The sequence below is a fragment of the Pseudoalteromonas sp. SR43-3 genome, from assembly GCF_014163875.1.
Classification (GTDB): Bacteria; Pseudomonadota; Gammaproteobacteria; order Enterobacterales; family Alteromonadaceae; genus Pseudoalteromonas; species Pseudoalteromonas distincta.
Genome location: NZ_JACJEC010000005.1, coordinates 220,387 through 238,722, shown reverse-complemented (window position 1 = coordinate 238,722; position 18,336 = coordinate 220,387). Strand labels below are relative to the sequence as shown.

The 18,336-nt window shown below is 40.5% G+C and carries 18 protein-coding genes; all 18 read left to right on the top strand.

Annotated features, from left to right (window positions below; genetic code table 11):
* Positions 1-9 precede the first annotated feature (9 nt).
* Positions 10-1,725, top strand: coding sequence for a flagellar basal-body MS-ring/collar protein FliF (gene fliF / locus H5088_RS09140; RefSeq protein WP_039484629.1), 1,716 nt, complete (start codon positions 10-12; stop codon positions 1,723-1,725).
* Positions 1,718-2,758: a flagellar motor switch protein FliG gene (gene fliG, locus H5088_RS09135; RefSeq protein ID WP_007581881.1), complete on the top strand. Its 1,041-nt coding sequence runs from the start codon at positions 1,718-1,720 to the stop codon at positions 2,756-2,758. The genes fliF and fliG overlap by 8 nt, the downstream gene beginning before the upstream one ends.
* A 3-nt stretch (positions 2,759-2,761) precedes the next feature.
* The gene (gene fliH, locus H5088_RS09130) at positions 2,762-3,568 is read left to right on the top strand and encodes a flagellar assembly protein FliH (RefSeq protein ID WP_182752711.1); all 807 of its coding nucleotides are present in this window, start codon (positions 2,762-2,764) and stop codon (positions 3,566-3,568) included.
* An 18-nt stretch (positions 3,569-3,586) separates the two neighbouring features.
* Positions 3,587-4,921, top strand: coding sequence for a flagellar protein export ATPase FliI (gene fliI / locus H5088_RS09125; protein ID WP_002959338.1), 1,335 nt, complete (start codon positions 3,587-3,589; stop codon positions 4,919-4,921).
* Entirely contained in the window at positions 4,921-5,367 is a 447-nt protein-coding gene (gene fliJ, locus H5088_RS09120; protein WP_002959337.1) for a flagellar export protein FliJ, read from the top strand. The genes fliI and fliJ overlap by 1 nt, the downstream gene beginning before the upstream one ends.
* Before the next feature lie 89 nt (positions 5,368-5,456).
* Positions 5,457-7,580 (top strand): flagellar hook-length control protein FliK, encoded by a 2,124-nt coding sequence (locus tag H5088_RS09115; protein ID WP_182752710.1) that lies wholly within the window; start codon positions 5,457-5,459, stop codon positions 7,578-7,580.
* Positions 7,581-7,637: 57 nt separating this feature from the next.
* On the top strand, positions 7,638-8,168 hold the full coding sequence (fliL, locus tag H5088_RS09110) for a flagellar basal body-associated protein FliL (RefSeq protein WP_039484617.1): 531 nt from the start codon (positions 7,638-7,640) through the stop codon (positions 8,166-8,168).
* A 9-nt stretch (positions 8,169-8,177) separates the two neighbouring features.
* Positions 8,178-9,269, top strand: coding sequence for a flagellar motor switch protein FliM (gene fliM, locus H5088_RS09105; RefSeq protein WP_002959334.1), 1,092 nt, complete (start codon positions 8,178-8,180; stop codon positions 9,267-9,269).
* A 20-nt stretch (positions 9,270-9,289) separates the two neighbouring features.
* Positions 9,290-9,688 (top strand): flagellar motor switch protein FliN, encoded by a 399-nt coding sequence (fliN, locus tag H5088_RS09100; protein ID WP_002959332.1) that lies wholly within the window; start codon positions 9,290-9,292, stop codon positions 9,686-9,688.
* Complete coding sequence (gene fliO, locus H5088_RS09095; RefSeq protein WP_182752709.1) at positions 9,685-10,068, top strand: flagellar biosynthetic protein FliO; 384 nt, start codon at positions 9,685-9,687, stop codon at positions 10,066-10,068. The genes fliN and fliO overlap by 4 nt, the downstream gene beginning before the upstream one ends.
* A gap of 4 nt (positions 10,069-10,072) precedes the next feature.
* A complete protein-coding gene (gene fliP, locus H5088_RS09090) occupies positions 10,073-10,813 on the top strand; it encodes a flagellar type III secretion system pore protein FliP (protein WP_002959327.1) in 741 nt (246 codons plus the stop codon).
* Positions 10,814-10,853: 40 nt separating this feature from the next.
* Entirely contained in the window at positions 10,854-11,123 is a 270-nt protein-coding gene (fliQ, locus tag H5088_RS09085) for a flagellar biosynthesis protein FliQ (RefSeq protein ID WP_002959325.1), read from the top strand.
* Between the two features lie 2 nt (positions 11,124-11,125).
* Positions 11,126-11,905, top strand: a complete 780-nt coding sequence (fliR, locus tag H5088_RS09080) for a flagellar biosynthetic protein FliR (RefSeq protein WP_182752708.1) — start codon at positions 11,126-11,128, stop codon at positions 11,903-11,905.
* Between the two features lie 9 nt (positions 11,906-11,914).
* On the top strand, positions 11,915-13,045 hold the full coding sequence (flhB, locus tag H5088_RS09075; protein ID WP_024596365.1) for a flagellar biosynthesis protein FlhB: 1,131 nt from the start codon (positions 11,915-11,917) through the stop codon (positions 13,043-13,045).
* A 72-nt stretch (positions 13,046-13,117) separates the two neighbouring features.
* Positions 13,118-15,229 (top strand): flagellar biosynthesis protein FlhA, encoded by a 2,112-nt coding sequence (flhA, locus tag H5088_RS09070; RefSeq protein ID WP_039484610.1) that lies wholly within the window; start codon positions 13,118-13,120, stop codon positions 15,227-15,229.
* A 21-nt stretch (positions 15,230-15,250) separates the two neighbouring features.
* Positions 15,251-16,732, top strand: coding sequence for a flagellar biosynthesis protein FlhF (gene flhF, locus H5088_RS09065; RefSeq protein WP_182752707.1), 1,482 nt, complete (start codon positions 15,251-15,253; stop codon positions 16,730-16,732).
* Positions 16,725-17,585 carry a MinD/ParA family protein gene (locus H5088_RS09060; RefSeq protein WP_002959312.1) on the top strand — a complete coding sequence of 287 codons (861 nt, stop codon included), beginning with the start codon at positions 16,725-16,727 and terminating at the stop codon, positions 17,583-17,585. Before flhF ends, H5088_RS09060 begins: the two co-directional genes overlap by 8 nt.
* 26 nt (positions 17,586-17,611) lie before the next feature.
* Positions 17,612-18,322 (top strand): RNA polymerase sigma factor FliA, encoded by a 711-nt coding sequence (locus tag H5088_RS09055; RefSeq protein ID WP_002959310.1) that lies wholly within the window; start codon positions 17,612-17,614, stop codon positions 18,320-18,322.
* The last annotated feature ends 14 nt before the right edge of the window (positions 18,323-18,336 follow it).

Genomic DNA, 18,336 nt, shown 5'->3' with positions numbered 1-18,336 from the left:
AGAATTATTGTGGCGCAATCTAACCAATCTACAGACCTAGCACTTGCTGGTGGCGGTATTGACCAAAGTGGTGGTGATGATCAACAAGAACAAAAGTCAGGCTACTTAAGTGCTTTAAATGGTGTTGATGTATTGCGCCAAGTAACATTGGTTATAGCATTGGCTATTTGTTTAGCTATCGCGATTTTTATTATTATTTGGGCTCGTCAGCCAGATATGCGCCCGTTAGGCAAAATGCAAACAGAAGAACTTATTCAAACATTAGACTTTTTAGATGCGCAAAAAATTGAATACCAACTAGATGGCAATGTTGTATCGGTTGATGAAAGCGAATACCAAAACATTAAATTGCTAATGACCCGCGAAGGGTTAGAGCAAGGCCCTGCATCTGGCTCCGACATAATTATGCAAGATATGGGCTTTGGTGTAAGCCAACGCTTGGAGCGTGAACGTTTAAAACATGGTCGTGAACAGCAATTAGCACGCACCATTGAAGAGCTAAATAACATTACTCGCGCCAAAGTATTGTTAGCCATCCCTAAAGAAAACGTATTTGCCCGCAGAGAGAAAAAACCATCCGCTACTGTTGTATTAACACTTAAGCGTGGCCGCTCACTTGACCGTGAAGAAGTAGACTCTGTTGTTGATATGATTGCTTCTGCAGTACAAGGCTTAGAGCCTGCACGTGTTACAGTCACTGACCAAAATGGTCGATTATTAAATTCAGGTTCGCAAAGCTCATTAGCAGCACGCTCTCGTAAAGAATACGATTTAGAACGTAAGCGCGAACAAGAGTATCTTGAAAAAATAGACAGTATTTTAATACCGGTTGTTGGGCTTGCAAACTATACAGCTCAAGTTGATTTGAGCATGGACTTTAGCTCAGTTGAGGAAACTCAAAAGCGTTATAACCCAGACCTACCAGCGGTTAGAAGCGAAACCACATTTGAAGAAAATAACATTGGTGGTTTAGCTGTTGGTATTCCTGGTGCGCTTACAAATCAACCACCGCTAAACTCAAACATCCCTGAAGTTGCAGGACAAGGCGGCGCAGGCACAGCTACGTCACCAACACGTAGCCACAAAGAAGCAACACGTAATTATGAACTCGATACAACTATTTCTCACAAGCGCCAGCAAAGTGGTGTAATACGCAGAATAAGTGTGTCAGTTGCTGTTGACTATGTCCCTAAAGTGGGAGAAAACGGCGAAACAACTATGGCCCCGCGCTCGGTAGAGGCATTGTCAAATATTCGTCGCTTACTACAAGGTGGTGTAGGTTTTGATATGCAACGTGGTGATGCACTTGAAGTAGTAACAGTGCCGTTTGTACGTGAAGCAACAAATTTAGCAATAGAAGTGCCACTGTGGGAACAAGACTGGTTTATGAAAATAGCCCGCCTTGTACTAGGCGCCTTAGTTATAATTGTATTGATAATGGCAGTAGTAAAACCAATGCTTAAGCGCTTAATTTACCCAGACGATACACTAGAAGAATACGACGAAGATGCATTAAGTTCAGGCGTAGATATTGGCGACAATACACTTGATATGCTAAATAAAGACTTTGATTCTGCTTCGGTTGGTTTCTCAAGTGATGGTACACTGCAGTTACCGGATTTACATGGCGACGAAGATTTACTCAAAGCAATTCGTGCCCTTGTAGCTAACGAACCAGAACTATCATCACAAGTAGTGAAAGCGTGGTTAACAGAAGATGACTGATCAAGAACAAAAACAACTCCCGCCAGCCTTTGATGTTGATAAGCTAGATGGGGTAGATAAAGCCGCTATATTACTTTTGAGTTTATCAGAAGAAGATGCCGCGCAAATTCTTAAACACTTAGAACCTAAACAGGTGCAAAAAGTGGGTATGGCGATGGCTGGGCTACAGGATTTATCTCAAGCTAAAATTAGCGCTGTACACAACTTGTTTATAGAACAAATTCAAAGCTTTAGTACCATTGGTTTTCAGTCAGAAGACTTTATTAAAAAAGCGCTTACAGCAGCACTTGGTGAAGACAAAGCCGCTAGCCTTATTGACCAAATTGTTATGGGCTCAGGTGCTAAAGGCTTGGATTCATTAAAATGGATGGACTCTAAGCAGGTAGCAAACATTATTCGTAATGAGCATCCGCAAATTCAAACTATTGTATTATCGTATTTAGAGCCAGAACAGTCAGCTGAGATTATTGCTCAGTTCCCTGAAAAAGTGCGTTTAGATTTAACAATGCGTATTGCAAACCTTGAAGAAGTTCAGCCAGCAGCACTGCAAGAGCTAAACGAAATTATGGAAAAACAATTTGCCGGCCAAGCAGGTGCACAAGCCGCTAAAATGGGCGGCTTAAAAGCAGCTGCAGATATTATGAACTACCTAGATACCAATGTAGAAGGGCAGTTAATGGACTCTATTCGTGAGCATGACGAAGAGATGTCGCAGCAAATTCAAGACTTAATGTTTGTGTTTGAAAACTTAATGGATGTTGAAGACCGTGGTATTCAAGCAATCCTACGAGAAGTACAACAAGACGTATTAATGAAAGCAATTAAAGGCACCGACGATGCCCTTAAAGATAAGATACTGGGCAATATGTCTAAGCGTGCAGCCGAAATGCTTGCTGATGATTTAGAAGCTATGGCACCTGTTCGTATAAGTGAAGTAGAAGCGGCGCAAAAAGAGATTTTATCAACAGCGCGTCGTTTATCTGACTCAGGTGAAATTCAGCTGGGCGGCGGCGGCGGCGAGGAGTTCTTGTAAACCATGAGCAAACTCAAAGGGCGCACACTTCGGGCTGATGAAGCAGATGAATTATTAAAAAACTGGGCTATTCCAGATGTAGCACCAGATGAGAGCAGCTTTGGCAATCGCTCTACAGCTTACGGTACACCGCTTATTGATCTGTATAAAAAAGAATTAGCTGAAGAAATGCCAATTGATGAGCCACAAGAACCAGAATTGCCTGCGCTTACTATGGTTGAGCTTGAACGCATTAGGCAAGACGCCTACGAAGAAGGCCTCAAGCAAGGTCATGAGCAAGGCTACATAGACGGTTTTGAAAAAGGCGTTGGCGAAGGCAAAGAGGCTGGCTACAAAGAAGGCTTAGAGCAAGGTAAAACCAAAGGCCTTGATGACGTAAAACCATTAATTGAAGAGCAGTTAACAAGTTTAAAAACTATTTTAGAGGGACTTACTGCACCGCTAGATAAAGTCGATGAACAAGCTGAAAAGCAATTAGTACAACTTGCTAGTATGTTAGCGGAAGCTGTTATTTATCAAGAAGTAAAAACATCGCCAGATGTGATCTTACATACGTTAAAGCAAAGTATAGATTCTCTTAATGCCGAGCAAGAAAAAGTACGAATTCATTTAAACCCCGAAGATTTAGAGCTCATAAAAGAGAGTTACGGTGAACAAACCATTATTGATAATAACTGGCAATTAATGGCAGAGCCCACTCTTGAGCGCGGTGGCTGTGAAGTTAAAACAGCGCAATCATCACTCGATATGACCCTTAAAACACGTGTCAAAGAAACGTTGGATAGTTTTTTGCATAATAGTGGTATCTAACTATTTTATTGGCGTGTTATGTCAACTCAACGTGCACCTTTAAGCGAACGCTTATCTCAATATCAACAACATATAAAAACCCCAGCGCCTGCTGTGGCAGGTATTTTAACGCGTGTTGTTGGCCTTACCCTTGAGGCTAGAGGTTTACGTGCTCCCGTTGGTAGCCAATGTAAAATAGAAACTATGAACGGCTTTGTAGACGCCGAAATAGTCGGTTTTAACGATCAAACTTTGTACTTAATGCCTAATGATCATATCTCTGGTGTACTTCCTGGTGCGCGTGTAATTCCTCAAGTTAATAACTTAGGTTTACCTGTAGGGATGAGTTTACTAGGGCGCGTGGTTGATGGATTAGGGCGACCGCTAGATGGCCTTGGTAAAATTAATGCTGAGCATCATTTAAAGTTTGCACAAAATACTATAAACCCGCTTTCAAGAAGACCAATCACTAAGCCTATGGATGTAGGTGTGCGTGCTATTAACTCGGTTATTACAGTAGGGCAAGGCCAGCGCATGGGCTTGTTTGCAGGCTCTGGTGTGGGTAAATCAGTACTTCTCGGTATGATGACCCGAGGTAGCGAAGCCGATGTCATTGTTGTTGGCTTAGTGGGGGAGCGTGGTCGCGAAGTAAAAGAATTTATTGAAGAAATACTCGGTGTAGAGGGGCGCAAACGTTCAGTTGTTGTCGCAGCGCCCGCTGATTCATCACCGCTTATGCGTTTAAAAGGCTGTGAGAGCGCCGTAACTATTGCAGAGTATTTTAGAGATCAGGGTTTAAACGTATTATTGTTACTCGATTCGGTAACGCGTTATGCAATGGCGCAACGTGAAATTGCACTTGCTGTAGGCGAGCCGCCTGCTACAAAGGGTTATCCGCCTTCGGTGTTTGCTAAATTACCTGCGCTGGTGGAACGTGCTGGTAATGGCGGTGAAGGGCAAGGTTCAATTACCGCCTTTTTTACGGTGTTGAGTGAAGGCGATGATATGCAAGACCCTATTGCTGATGCAGCGCGAGCTATTTTAGATGGCCACATTGTATTATCGCGTGATTTAGCCGACAGCGGGCACTATCCCGCTATAGATATAGAAAAATCGATTTCGCGTGTTATGCCTCAAGTCGTTTCTGAACCACACATGCAACAAGCCCGTGTACTTAAGCAAGTTTATTCAATGTATCAACAAAACAAAGATATGATTACTTTAGGTGCTTATCAAAAAGGGACCGATCAAATGCTCGACCAAGCCATAAATATGATGCCAAGAGTAAATGCATTTTTACAACAAGGTATGCGAGATGTCATTAGTTACGATGATGGTCTGCAAGGTCTTGCTCAGTTACTAGGACAAGCATAATGGCTAAAAATAAACTCGATTTATTGCTCAAAATTGAAAATGATAAAGAAGAAAATTTGCGCATGAGTTACTTACAAGCCAATCAAAATTTGCAAGCAAATCAACAAAAGCTGCAAGGCTTAAATAACTTTAGACTTGAATATTCTCAACAGTTACACCTAAAAGGTAAGTCGGGTTTATCTAGTGCAGGGTTTGGTCAGTACCATGCTTTTATAGCTAAAATTGAAGAGGCAATTCGCCAACAAGCAAGTACAGTAAATACCGCTAAGCAAGTTGTTACTCAACGTAAAACGCTATGGCTTAAGCAGCAAATTAAAGCTAAAGCAGTTGCCAAATTAATCGAGAATCAAAAACTCAAAGCAAATGCATTAATGGCTAAAAACGAGCAAAAAATGTTAGATGAGTTTTCAGCTAATCAGTTTTTTCAACGTCGGAAAGCTTTGTAATTCAGGCACGTTAATTGCTTTGTTACTTAGTGGTATTTAACTTTTGGCGGTATGCGGTGGCATATTGCCGTAATGGTATTAGGTGATTTATGGCGATGAATAACATTTCGTTTTTAGTTTCTTCTGAAAAAGATTCACTGTTAGCTTTTAAAGACAATAGCTTAGCTAATGGCGAAGGAAATTTAGGCGAGGAATTTTTAAGCCAGCTAAACGAAGCGCATAACTCTATGGGGCCTTTGCTTAAGGGCAATAAAAATCCTGATGCCGAAAACTCGATTGCCATAACTAAGCATAAACAGCCAGAAGAAAATGAAAATCTGAGCGTAAAGCTAGATGAAATAACAACAGACGAAGTTACTTTTGTATCGGTTGAGATGCTTGATCAAATTAATTCAGCACAAGCAATGAGCACCTCGATTAATAAGCCGTTCGATGCAACTAAAAGTATAGAATCAGAAAATGCAGAGTTAGAAGCTACACAAGCAGAGAATACAGACATAGAAAACACAGAAATAGAGAATTCAGAATTACAAAGCACACGAGTAATTGCATCCACTAATACAAGTGATGAAGTATCGCCTGAAGAAGCGAATACAGCCAGTGTAGTGCAAAATCTAATTGCCACTAATGTAGACTCTAAAACGGCTAAATTAACTGATTCAAAAAGTGATAGCTTAAGCTCAGCATCTTTGAATTCATTACCATTAAATGAAGGCAAGCATCGTAAAAGTGATGTTGCCAAAGCTATTGAAAGCCCATTAAATTCTATAAATAAAAAGCCCGATGACAGTCTAGGCCCTATAGTTGATGACACTGAATTAGTTTCAATGGATATAAAGGATCAATTAGCTCAAGATATACCTGTCAGTAAAAGTGCAAAGAATATAGTGCTGCCAACAGCAATACTTACAGAAGCTCCATCTGTATCGCCACCTCCTTTAACTGAATCACAAACGACACAAGCAAGTTCACAGACATCTGAGAGTGAAAAAGGTGTAGCAATAGATACTCTAATGACGAAAGATGCGAGCTTAATTAAAGCTAATAGCGTTATTGCTAGTTTAACGCCTGAGCAACGCTCACAACTTAACGCGCAAGTTAAGGTATTAGAGAATACTGATTCAACAAATAGCGCAGCTAGTAGTACTTCAAATCTTAAGCAAATGCTTGCACAATTTATTACTGATAACGAAAAAGCGCAAAGCACGGTAACAAAACATCCTTTTAGCGCAGAAATCAATTCACTTAATACAACTGAAAAACAAAGCTTATTAACGCAATTAAACGCTTATATTAAAACAGAGCAGCCTAAAGGCGAGCAATTGGCAGTGCTTAAGCAAACAGTTAATGAATTAAAAGCTTCAATTGAAATAGGACTTGCCGATACCGCTAAGACAGACTCAAAAACGTTTGTGGCGTCAGAGACTCCTAATACAGTATATAATCCACAAAAGTTAAGCTTAAAGGCATCGACAAACGAAGGGGCTGATTTAAATAAAGCTGTAACAACCTCAACTAAGCGTGATGATTTATTAAAATCACTTGAAGAGTTACAAAAAGATGGGCTTAGAAAAATAACGGCAGAACAAACTCCTGCACGCGTAGCACAAGTATTTACGCAAATTACAGCAGCTTTAAATACTCAGCAAACGAGCACATTAAGCCAATACGACTCATTAAGTTACGAGCAGAGCTTACTTGATACCCAAATAATACAAACTCAACAATTACAAAGTACATCACAAGTTAAGCAAGTAAGTATTGATCCAGGTGTAATGCAGGCAATTAATATTGTTAAAAGTGATGCAGCTAAATTACTGCAAGAGCGCGTTAGCTCAATGCTGAGCATTAATAATAAAGAAGCAGAAATTCGCCTCGATCCTCCAGAAATGGGCAGCATGCAAATACGTATTCGTAGCGATGCAGAACAAGCACATATAAACTTTGTTGTACAAAACCAGCAAGCAAAAGAAGCACTTGAGCAATCAATGCCGCGCTTACGTGAAATGTTAGCGCAACAAGGGCTAGAGCTTGGTGAAAGCACTATTTCTTATGGGCAATCAGGTGGTGAAACAGCTGAGCAAAGTGAGAGTGGAGCCCAAGGTAATTTGGCTAATAATAAGTCAGTTAATGATGAAAACGACGAGCAAGCAAATGACACTGCACAAAGTTCTCGACAACAAACTTCATCATCAATAGATTACTATGCCTAAGTACTGCTATTATAATAGTTAAAACAAGCAAGTACCTTTGCGATTAAAGGAATCATGATGGCTGAAGAAGCAAGTTTAGAAATCGAAGAAACCGGTAAAAGTAAAAAGAAACTAATAATAATCATATTAGCTGTACTAGTTATTGTAGGTGGTGCTGCGGGTTACTTTTTTATGTCAGGTTCGGGTGCGTCAGTTGAAAGCTTAGATGAAGAGACTGCAATATCAACAGATGCTGCTTCAGCTGAGCCTACTGATTCAGCTGAAATTGGTAGTGCTTTATATGTGGCTATGCCACGCCCATTTGTATTTAATGTGCCAGGTTCAAGTCGCGATAGAATTGTACAAATTAAAGTGCAGTTATTAGTGCGTGGTGAAGTAAACGAGGAAACAGCCAAAAAACATATTCCACTGATAGAAGGTACGCTATTGAGTGTATTTTCTACTACAACAGCTGATGAGTTAAGTACGAGTACGGGTAAAGAAACACTTCGTTTTTCTGCACTTGAAAAAGTCCAAGCGGCTTTAAATGATGTTGAAGGCAGCAAAGTAATTGAGCGGGTCTTGTTTACCGGCTTTGTGATGCAATAAGGGGTTAGCGTGAGCGATTTATTATCCCAAGACGAAATTGATGCGCTATTACATGGCGTTGATGACGTTGAAGAGGAAGATATACACGAAGGTGAAGATGGCGGGGGAAGTACGCTTCAGTACGATTTTTCTTCGCAAGATCGGATCGTACGTGGTCGTATGCCGACGCTGGAAATTGTTAACGAACGCTTTGCTCGTCATATGCGAATTAGCCTATTTAATATGATGCGTCGCACCGCAGAGGTGTCTATTAACGGCGTGCAAATGATTAAGTTTGGCGAGTATATTCATACTTTATTTGTTCCAACCAGTTTAAATATGGTCCGTTTTAGGCCTTTAAAAGGCACTGGCCTGATTACCATGGAAGCACGACTTGTGTTTATTTTGGTAGATAACTTTTTTGGTGGTGACGGGCGTTATCATGCGAAAATAGAGGGCCGAGAATTTACCCCAACAGAGCGCCGGATTGTACAAATGCTCCTTAAAATAATCTTTGAAGATTATAAAGAAGCATGGGCACCGGTTATGGATGTATCGTTTGAATATCTCGATTCAGAAGTAAACCCAGCTATGGCGAATATTGTAAGTCCAACAGAGGTTGTGGTTATTAGCTCTTTTCATATTGAGCTTGATGGCGGTGGCGGCGATTTTCATATTGCACTTCCGTATTCGATGCTTGAGCCAATCCGAGAGCTTTTAGATGCGGGTGTTCAATCTGATACAGAGGATACCGACTTACGTTGGAGCAAAGCACTTCGCGATGAAATAATGGATGTTGAGGTTGATATGTCGACTCAGTTACTTGAAGTTGATTTGACCTTAAAGCAAATTATGGAATTAAAAGCAGGTGATATTATTCCGGTTGAAATGCCTGAGCATATAACTGTATTTGTTGAGGAACTCCCTACATTTAGAGCCAAGATGGGTCGCTCTCGCGATAATGTTGCGCTTCAAATTAGTGAAAAAATTAAACGACCTGATTCAGTTAAATCTGAGCTGCATGTATTTACCAAAGGCGGCAAGAAAATTGACTCAGATGCAGAATTAGCAGAACTAGAAGATGATTTACACCTCTCTGACGGTGTAGACTTAGACTGGTAATTGATTAAAAGGTTAAAAGTATGAGCGATGATCAAGACACAATGGATGAATGGGCAGCAGCATTAGCAGAAGCCGAAGGCCCAGATGATAGTGGCGAAGCACATGTTGCAGAGCTTGATGAGTTAAGTGATTCAAAACATGAAATGAGTGGTGATGAAAAACGAAAACTCGACACTATTTTAGATATCCCCGTTACTATTTCAATGGAAGTAGGGCGCTCTAAAATCAACATTCGTAACTTACTGCAACTAAATCAAGGCTCTGTTGTTGAGCTTGACCGTGTTGCGGGTGAGCCGCTAGACGTGCTAGTTAATGGTACTTTAATCGCTCATGGCGAAGTAGTTGTAGTAAACGACAAATTTGGTATTCGTTTAACTGACGTGATAAGCCAAGTAGAGCGGATCAAAAAATTACGATGAGCTTATTAGTTGCTTTAACGACTACCGTTTTTTCAAAAGCAGATGTGGCAACACACACTGGGGGTATACTCTCTATGGTGCTGTCGCTTGTAATGGTGCTAGTACTGATTATTGTACTGGCATTTTTTGTTAAAAAGCTTAACCCTAATTTAGCAAATAGTGATGAGTTTAAAGTAGTTAGAAGTCTACCTTTAGGTTCTCGCGAGCGTTTAATGGTTGTTGAGATAGATAATGCTCAGCATTTACTTGGTGTAACTCCCCACAGTATTAATTATTTACACAAGTTAGAAACCCCATTAAGTGAAAAAGAACTGCCTGAACTCGCTAAACGATTTGGTAAACTTTTAAACCCGCAATCAAACCAAAATAAAAAGAATTAAACCTATGACAAAGTGGCTGCTTATTATTTTTGCCATGGTGTTTGTACCAAATGTAAGTGCAGAAGGAATTGATGCCCTTACCATTACAACAAACGCTGATGGCACACAAGATTACTCAGTAACGTTACAAGTTTTAGCAATTATGACGGCGCTGAGTTTTATACCGGCCGCCATAATTATGATGACCTCTTTTACACGAATTATTGTTGTACTCGCCATTTTGCGCCAAGCAATTGGCTTACAGCAAACACCGTCAAACCAAGTGTTATTAGGTATGTCACTTTTTTTAAGTATTTTTATAATGGCGCCTATTTATCAGCAGGTAAACGAGCGAGCTATAGAGCCTTACTTAAATGAGCAGGTTACATCAGTAGAGGCTTTAGAGCTTGCTAAAGAGCCAATGAAAGCATTTATGCTTTCACAGGTGCGTTTAAAAGATTTAGAAACGTTCGCTAAAATTGCTGGTTACGATCAGCTAAATTCGCCACAAGATACGCCATTAATAGTGTTAATACCGGCCTTTGTAACCAGCGAACTGCAAACGGCATTTATAATTGGGTTTATGTTTTTTATCCCATTTTTAATTGTTGATTTAGTGGTCGCTTCGGTATTAATGGCGATGGGTATGATGATGCTTTCCCCCATGATAGTGTCCTTACCGTTTAAAATTATGCTGTTTGTACTTGTTGATGGTTGGAGCTTAGTGATGGGGACTCTAGCTAAAAGCTTTGGTTTAGGGACTTAGTATGCAAAGCATTAACATGACCCAACAATAGGAGTACAACATGGAACCGGAAATTTTTGTTGATATTCTAAGTGACGCGCTGTTTTTAGTTATTAAATTGGTGTCTGCAATCGTTGTCCCAGGCCTAATTATTGGTTTAGTGGTTGCTGTGTTTCAGGCGGCAACATCAATCAATGAACAAACGTTGAGCTTTTTACCTCGTTTATTAATTACCATTAGTGCGCTAATTGTAGGTGGGCACTGGCTTACTCAAGAACTGATGGATTTTTTTACTCGCCTAGTATTACTTATTCCTGAAATTGCAGGTTAAACGTGGAATACCCCTTTGCAGTTGTTATTCAATGGTTGAGCGATTTTTTGCTGCCCCTGGTACGCATTAGCTCAATGATTATGATTATGGCTGGTTTAGGGGCTAAAAATGTCCCTACGCGTATAAAAATGGGGTTATCAGTTGTTGTAACTTTTCTTGTCGTTCCTGTTCTGCCGCCCGCTACATTCACTAATTTATTTTCGTTTGAGATGATTTTAGTCGTTATTCAACAAATGCTGATTGGTGTTGCTATTGGTTTTGCATCTATACTTTTATTAAATACTTTTGTGTTAGCAGGGCAAATACTTGCGATGCAAACCGGTTTAGGTTTTGCTTCGGTTATTGACCCCTCTAATGGCGCAAGCGTCCCAGCGGTTGGCCAGTTTTTCCTTATTTTGGCCACCTTGCTATTTTTTACTTTTAACGGTCATTTAATGATGATTCAAATGGTGGTGCATAGCTTTCAAGTGCTACCCATTGATGGCACATGGTGGTCTGTAGATCATTACTGGGACATAGTGACTTGGGGCGGCTGGATGTTTACTACAGCACTGGTACTCTCACTTGCACCGCTTACCGCAATGCTCGTTATTAATATGTCGTTTGGGATTATGACGCGTGCAGCGCCGCAATTAAATATTTTCTCTATTGGTTTTCCGTTTACCTTGGTAGCTGGACTTATTATTATTTGGGCAACACTAGGTAACTTTGTTACTCAGTTTGAGTTTCAATGGTTAAAAATGGTTGAGCTAATGTGTACTTTAGTTGGTTGCTCACCTTAGGAGAAAGTCATGTCTGAAGACTCAGGACAAGAAAAAACAGAAGAACCGACATCCAAAAAGCTTGAAGAATCTAAAAAGAAAGGCCAAATAGCACGCTCAAAAGAGTTAGGTACCATGTTTGTGCTTATTTTTTCGGCTATATCGCTTTTGATGTATGGTCCTGAAATTGGTAAAGGTTTATACAATGTAATGGGCCGAACCCTTAGCTTAAACCGCAACGAAGCCTTTGATACCACTAAAATGTTTGCCGTGTGGGGAGAGGTTGCAGACGCGTTGATGTTTCCTATGGCTATGTTTGTGTTAATTATCGTTTTGGCTGCATTTATTGGTAATACGTTACTCGGTGGTTTTAACTTTAGCTGGGAAGCTGCTGCACCTAAAGCAAGTAAAATGTCGCCAATGAAAGGCTTTAAGCGGATGTTTGGCCCACAAGCGGCTATTGAGCTTGTAAAGTCACTTTTAAAATTTGGTTTAGTAGCAAGTTTTGCAGTGTTTTTAATTAATACTTATTTTGATGAAATACTGCATTTAAGTTTAGAAAGTGCGCCGGGTAATATTATTCATGCCTTAGAGATTTTAGGGTGGATGTTTTTAGGCCTTTCGTGCACTTTAATTGTTATTGCCGCCATTGATGCACCATTTCAAAGTTACAACCATAACAAACAACTTAAAATGACAATGCAAGAAATTAAAGATGAGTATAAAAACTCTGAAGGTGACCCACAAATAAAAGCGCGCATTAGGCAAACACAAAGGCAAATGTCGCAAAACCGCATGATGCAAGATGTTCCTGACGCTGATGTTATTGTTACGAACCCAACTCACTACTCTGTAGCATTAAAATACGACACGGAGCGCGCAGGTGCGCCTATAGTGCTTGCTAAAGGCATTGATGAAATGGCGATGCAAATTCGAAAAGTAGCAATAGGGAATGAAGTACCTATATTAGAATCCCCCATGTTGACCCGAGCGCTTTATCATACGGCTGAAGTAGGAGAGCAAATACCCGATCAGCTATTTACCGCAGTAGCGCAAGTTTTAGCGTATGTATTTCAGCTTAAGCGCTTTAATAAAGGGCGCGGTAAACGTCCAACTAAGCTCAATAAAAAGCTGCCAATCCCCGATGCCTACAAGTATTAAACCGTTAACCGAGTAACTTGGAATAGTTATTGCAAATTCTACGTAGTGTCAATTTTTTGAAATTGTAGAATTATGAGTTTTAAAGCGGTATTACAACAACTTAACAGAGACAAAAAAGACTATGCCAAAGGGGTAGGTACACCTTTGCTTGTGCTTGCTGCCTTGGGAATGGTGATTTTACCACTACCGCCATTTTTACTCGATATCCTTTTCTCGTTTAATATTGCTCTCGCGTTAGTGGTTTTACTTGTAACTGTTTACACGATGAAGCCAGTTGAATTTGGTATTTTCCCCTCTGTATTACTAATCGCTACAATTATGCGCTTAGCACTTAACGTTGCCAGTACTCGAGTTGTGTTACTTGAAGGCCATAATGGTGGTGACTCTGCCGGTAAAGTAATTGAAGCGTTTGGCTCAGTTGTTATTGGTGGTAACTACGCTGTTGGTTTGGTTGTGTTTTTAATCCTGATCATTATTAACTTTGTAGTAATTACTAAAGGTGCTGGTCGTATTTCTGAGGTATCTGCGCGTTTCACCCTTGATGCAATGCCGGGTAAACAAATGGCAATTGACGCCGATTTGAACGCAGGCTTTATCAGCGCAGAACAAGCGCGTGACCGCCGCGAGGAAGTAACTCGCGAAGCTGATTTTTACGGCTCAATGGATGGTGCGAGTAAATTTGTAAAAGGTGATGCGATTGCAGGTATTGTTATACTAATCATCAATATTGTTGGTGGTTTATTTGTCGGTATGATCCAGCACAATTTGAGTTTTGGCAATGCAATGGAAGTATATACATTACTTACCATTGGCGATGGCTTAGTTGCTCAACTCCCTTCTTTACTGCTTTCAATTGGTACCGCGATTGTTGTAACACGCCAAAATGAGTCGCTCAATATGGGGGACCAATTTAAGAAACAACTAGGCAACGAAAAGTCACTCTTTATTGCATCTGGTATTTTGATCATCATGGGCTTAGTGCCTGGTATGCCGCATATTGCTTTTTTAAGTTTAGGTGCGTTACTGGGTTACTTAGCTTACTACACACAGCAAAGTAAATTAAAAGCTGCTGCGGCAGAAGCTGAAGAGGCCGCTAATGGCGGAAGCGTTGCAACGGGTGTTGCTAATAAACAAGAACAAAAAGAACTAGGCTGGGATGACGTTCAGCAGGTTGATGTAATTGGCTTAGAAGTCGGTTATAGATTAATTCCGTTAGTGGACCAATCACAAGGTGGTGAGTTACTTAATCGTATTAAGGGTGTACGTAAAAAGCTTTCTCAAGAGCTTGGTTTTTTAGTGCCGCCGGTACATATACGCGACAACTTAGAGCTTGACCCTAACGCTTACAGAATAACACTAATGGGGGTTTCAACCGGTGAAAGCGAGCTTAAGCATGGCGACGAGCTAGCGATTAACCCAGGACAAGTATTTGGTCCAATTAAAGGGGTTGAAACAAAAGATCCTGCGTTTGGCCTTGATGCCGTATGGATCAAGCCAGATCAAAAAGATGAAGCACAATCACTAGGTTATACCGTTGTAGATTCAGCCACGGTAGTTGCCACTCATATTAGCCAGTTATTAACTAACAGTGCAGCGTTATTACTAGGGCATGAAGAAGTTCAAAACCTACTTGATATGCTTGCTAAAAGCCATCCTCGCTTAGTGGAAGGACTAGTACCTGATGTATTGCCATTAACTGCTATTGTAAAAGTACTACAAAATTTATTAAATGAAGGCGTGGCTATTCGCGATATGCGCTCAATTGTTCAAACCCTTGTTGAGTATGGCCCACGTAGTCAAGACCCTGATGTATTAACGGCTGCAGTGCGTATATCACTGCGTAGATTAATTGTTCAAGATGCGGTGGGAATGTCATCAGAAATCCCTGTCATAACCTTGGCGCCTGAGTTGGAACAGATGTTGCATCAGTCATTACAAAATGCAGGCGATGAAGGTGCCGGTATTGAGCCAGGACTTGCAGAGCGACTTCAAGTGTCATTGACACAAGCGCATCAAAATCAAGAAATGGCCGGCGAACCTTCTATATTGCTAACGTCAGGAATGTTACGCACTGTGTTATCTCGTTTTGTTAAGTACACCATTCCAGGATTGAGAGTGATGTCTTATCAAGAGGTACCAGACGAAAGACAGATCAAAATTGTAAGCTCGGTAGGCCAACAATAAGATTTTAACAGGGGTTGAATCATGAAAATTAAACGTTTTTTTGCTAAAGATATGCGCACAGCACTTAAAGAAGTTAAAGATGAGTTAGGTGTTGATGCGGTTATTATGTCAAATAAAAAACTGGCTAACGGTGTAGAAATTGTAGCGGCAGTTGATTATGACAAAGCAGCCCCTAAAGTAGCAGCGCAACCGCAACGCCCTGCAGAGCCGCGTACTCAGGCGCCACAACAAAGCATGCATAATTTTGTAAAACCAGAGCCACAGCGTGCCAAGCCTGAGCCTCAAGCAAAAGTTGCTGACAGCCTACAAGCATTATTAGAGCGTCAATCACCGCGTCCTCGTTCTCCTGAGCTTGCATCAATGTTTTCACAATCGGGTATTGATACTACTGATAACTATCAAGAACCTAATATGGGGCAGCGTACTAAAAATATGTTTGCTCCTGAAGCTGCTGCGCCAGTTCGTCCACAAACTCAAGCGGATAGCTTAGGTTTTGATGATTTAGACCGCGACTTTGATGATTTAGATAGCCCAGTAACCACTCGCCAACAAGCACCTAATAATGAAAGCGAAGAAATGACAACAATGCGTGAAGAAATGAACGCAATTCGTCAATTACTTGAGCACCAAGTATCAGGCTTGATGCAACAAGATATGGCGCGTCGCGATCCAACACGCGCTTGTATGGTTGACCGTTTAGTCGGTATGGGTATCGATAAAGAAGTAGCACAGCAAATGGCATGTTTTGTACCTGATGATGTGTCTCGTAAGCAAGGTTGGAAAGCATTGTTAACTATGGTTGAAGATCAAATGCAAACAACCAATAATGAAATACTTCGCCAAGGTGGTGTATATGCGTTAGTGGGTCCAACAGGTGTGGGTAAAACAACGACTGTTGCTAAGCTTGCAGCTCTAGGCGCACAAAAATATGGTGCCGATAAAGTGGCATTAATAACCACTGATACATACAGAATTGGTGCTTATGAACAACTTGCAACATATGGTCGTATTATTGGTTGTGGTGTTAAGCAAGTTAAAGATGCTAATGAATTAGCTGAAGTTTTATATCATTTACGAAATAAACGTCTAGTATTAATTGACACAGCAGGTATGAGCCAGCGAGATTTACGTTTAACTGAGCAATTAAACACGTTAATGCGTAACCAACGTGTAGATATTCGCAGCTACTTAGTACTTAGCGCGACAGCACAAATTAATGTATTGCAAGAAACTGTACGTCACTTTAAAAAAGTACAGTTAAGTGGCTGTATTTTCACTAAGTTAGACGAATCATTAAGTTTGGGTGAGATTATTAGTATTGCGATTCAAAATCGCCTTCCAATAGGGTATCTTACTAATGGTCAACGAGTACCAGAGGATATTCGTGTTGCAAATGCTGAGAAACTAGTTAAAAAGGCTGAGCAATTATATTTAAAAAGAACAAAAGAACAACATTCAAGGCACCAAGCAGTGGCGCCAAGCACAGTAGGGATGTATGATTAACACAGTATTAGATCAAGCAAGCGGCCTGCGCAAAATGAGTCAAAACAATAACAACGGCGTAAAAGTTATCGCTGTAACCGGTGGTAAAGGTGGAGTAGGGAAAACAAATGTTTCTCTAAATACAGCTATTGCACTTGGGCAGCAAGGTAATCGAGTATTAGTGCTAGATGCTGACTTGGGTTTAGCAAACTGTGATGTGATGCTTGGTTTACGTGTAGAGCGTAACTTGTCACATGTCTTGTCTGGTGAATGTGAGCTTGATGAAATTTTAGTTGAAGGCCCTGCAGGAATTAAAATTGTACCCGCTACATCGGGTTCGCAAAGTATGGTTGAATTATCACCATCTGAGCATGCTGGGCTAATTCGTGCGTTTAGCGAATTGAATACCGAATTTGATATTTTAATTGTAGATACAGCTGCTGGTATTTCAGACATGGTACTGAGCTTCTCGCGTGCAGCGCAAGATGTAATGGTTGTTGTATGCGATGAGCCGACATCAATCACCGACGCTTACGCACTTATTAAAGTATTAAGTCGTGAGCACGGCGTTTATAAATTTAAAATTGTTGCCAATATGGTGCGCAGTATGCGTGAAGGCACTGAATTGTTTGCAAAGCTATCTAAAGTTACCGACCGCTTTTTAGATGTATCAATGGAGCTAGTAGCAACGGTTCCTTATGATGAAAATATGCGCAAAGCAACACGTCGTCAAAAAGTAATAGTAGAGCTCTTTCCAAATTCGCCAGCCGCTCTTGCGTTTAAAACGCTGGCAACAAAAGCAGTTAAATGGCCAATACCCAACCAACCATCTGGGCATTTAGAGTTTTTCATTGAGAAACTAGTAAACGGTTAATTATGACAACACTGGTGAATAGAGCTATGGGATATCAATCAACACAAAATTTAAATGTGATTGTTGAGAAGCATGCATCACTTGTTAAAAAAGTGGCATGTCATCTAATTGCTCGATTACCACCTAGCGTTCAACTTGATGACTTAATTCAATCAGGAATGATAGGTTTAATAGAAGCTTCCAAAAACTTTGATGCAACAAAAGGCGCAAGCTTTGAAACTTTTGCCGGTATTCGTATTCGCGGTGCTATGCTTGATGAAATGCGCCGTGGTGATTGGGCTCCTCGTTCAGTTCACCGTAAAAACAGGCAAGTTGCAGAAGCAATTACTGAGCTCGAAAGTAGTCTGAACCGCGAACCAACGGATATAGAAGTTGCTGAAAAACTTGAAATTTCGCTCAATGAGTACCATCATATTTTAAATGATGCGAATACGAGTAAAATATTAGGTATTGAAGACCTTGGTGTAGATGAGGATGTTATTACTCCCGTAGGCCAAGATTTAGCACAAGATAAACCTTTTAATAATGTTAAAAATGATAGGTTTAATGAGTCTTTGCTAAGTGCAATTAAGTCATTACCAGAGCGTGATGCAATGGTGCTTTCTTTGTACTATAACGATGAAATGAATTTAAAAGAAATAGGACATATACTCGATGTAAGTGAATCGCGTGTAAGTCAGATACATGGTCAGGCGATGATTAAGCTTAAAGCTAAAATCAATGACTGGATAAATTAGTAGTAAGTAAACAA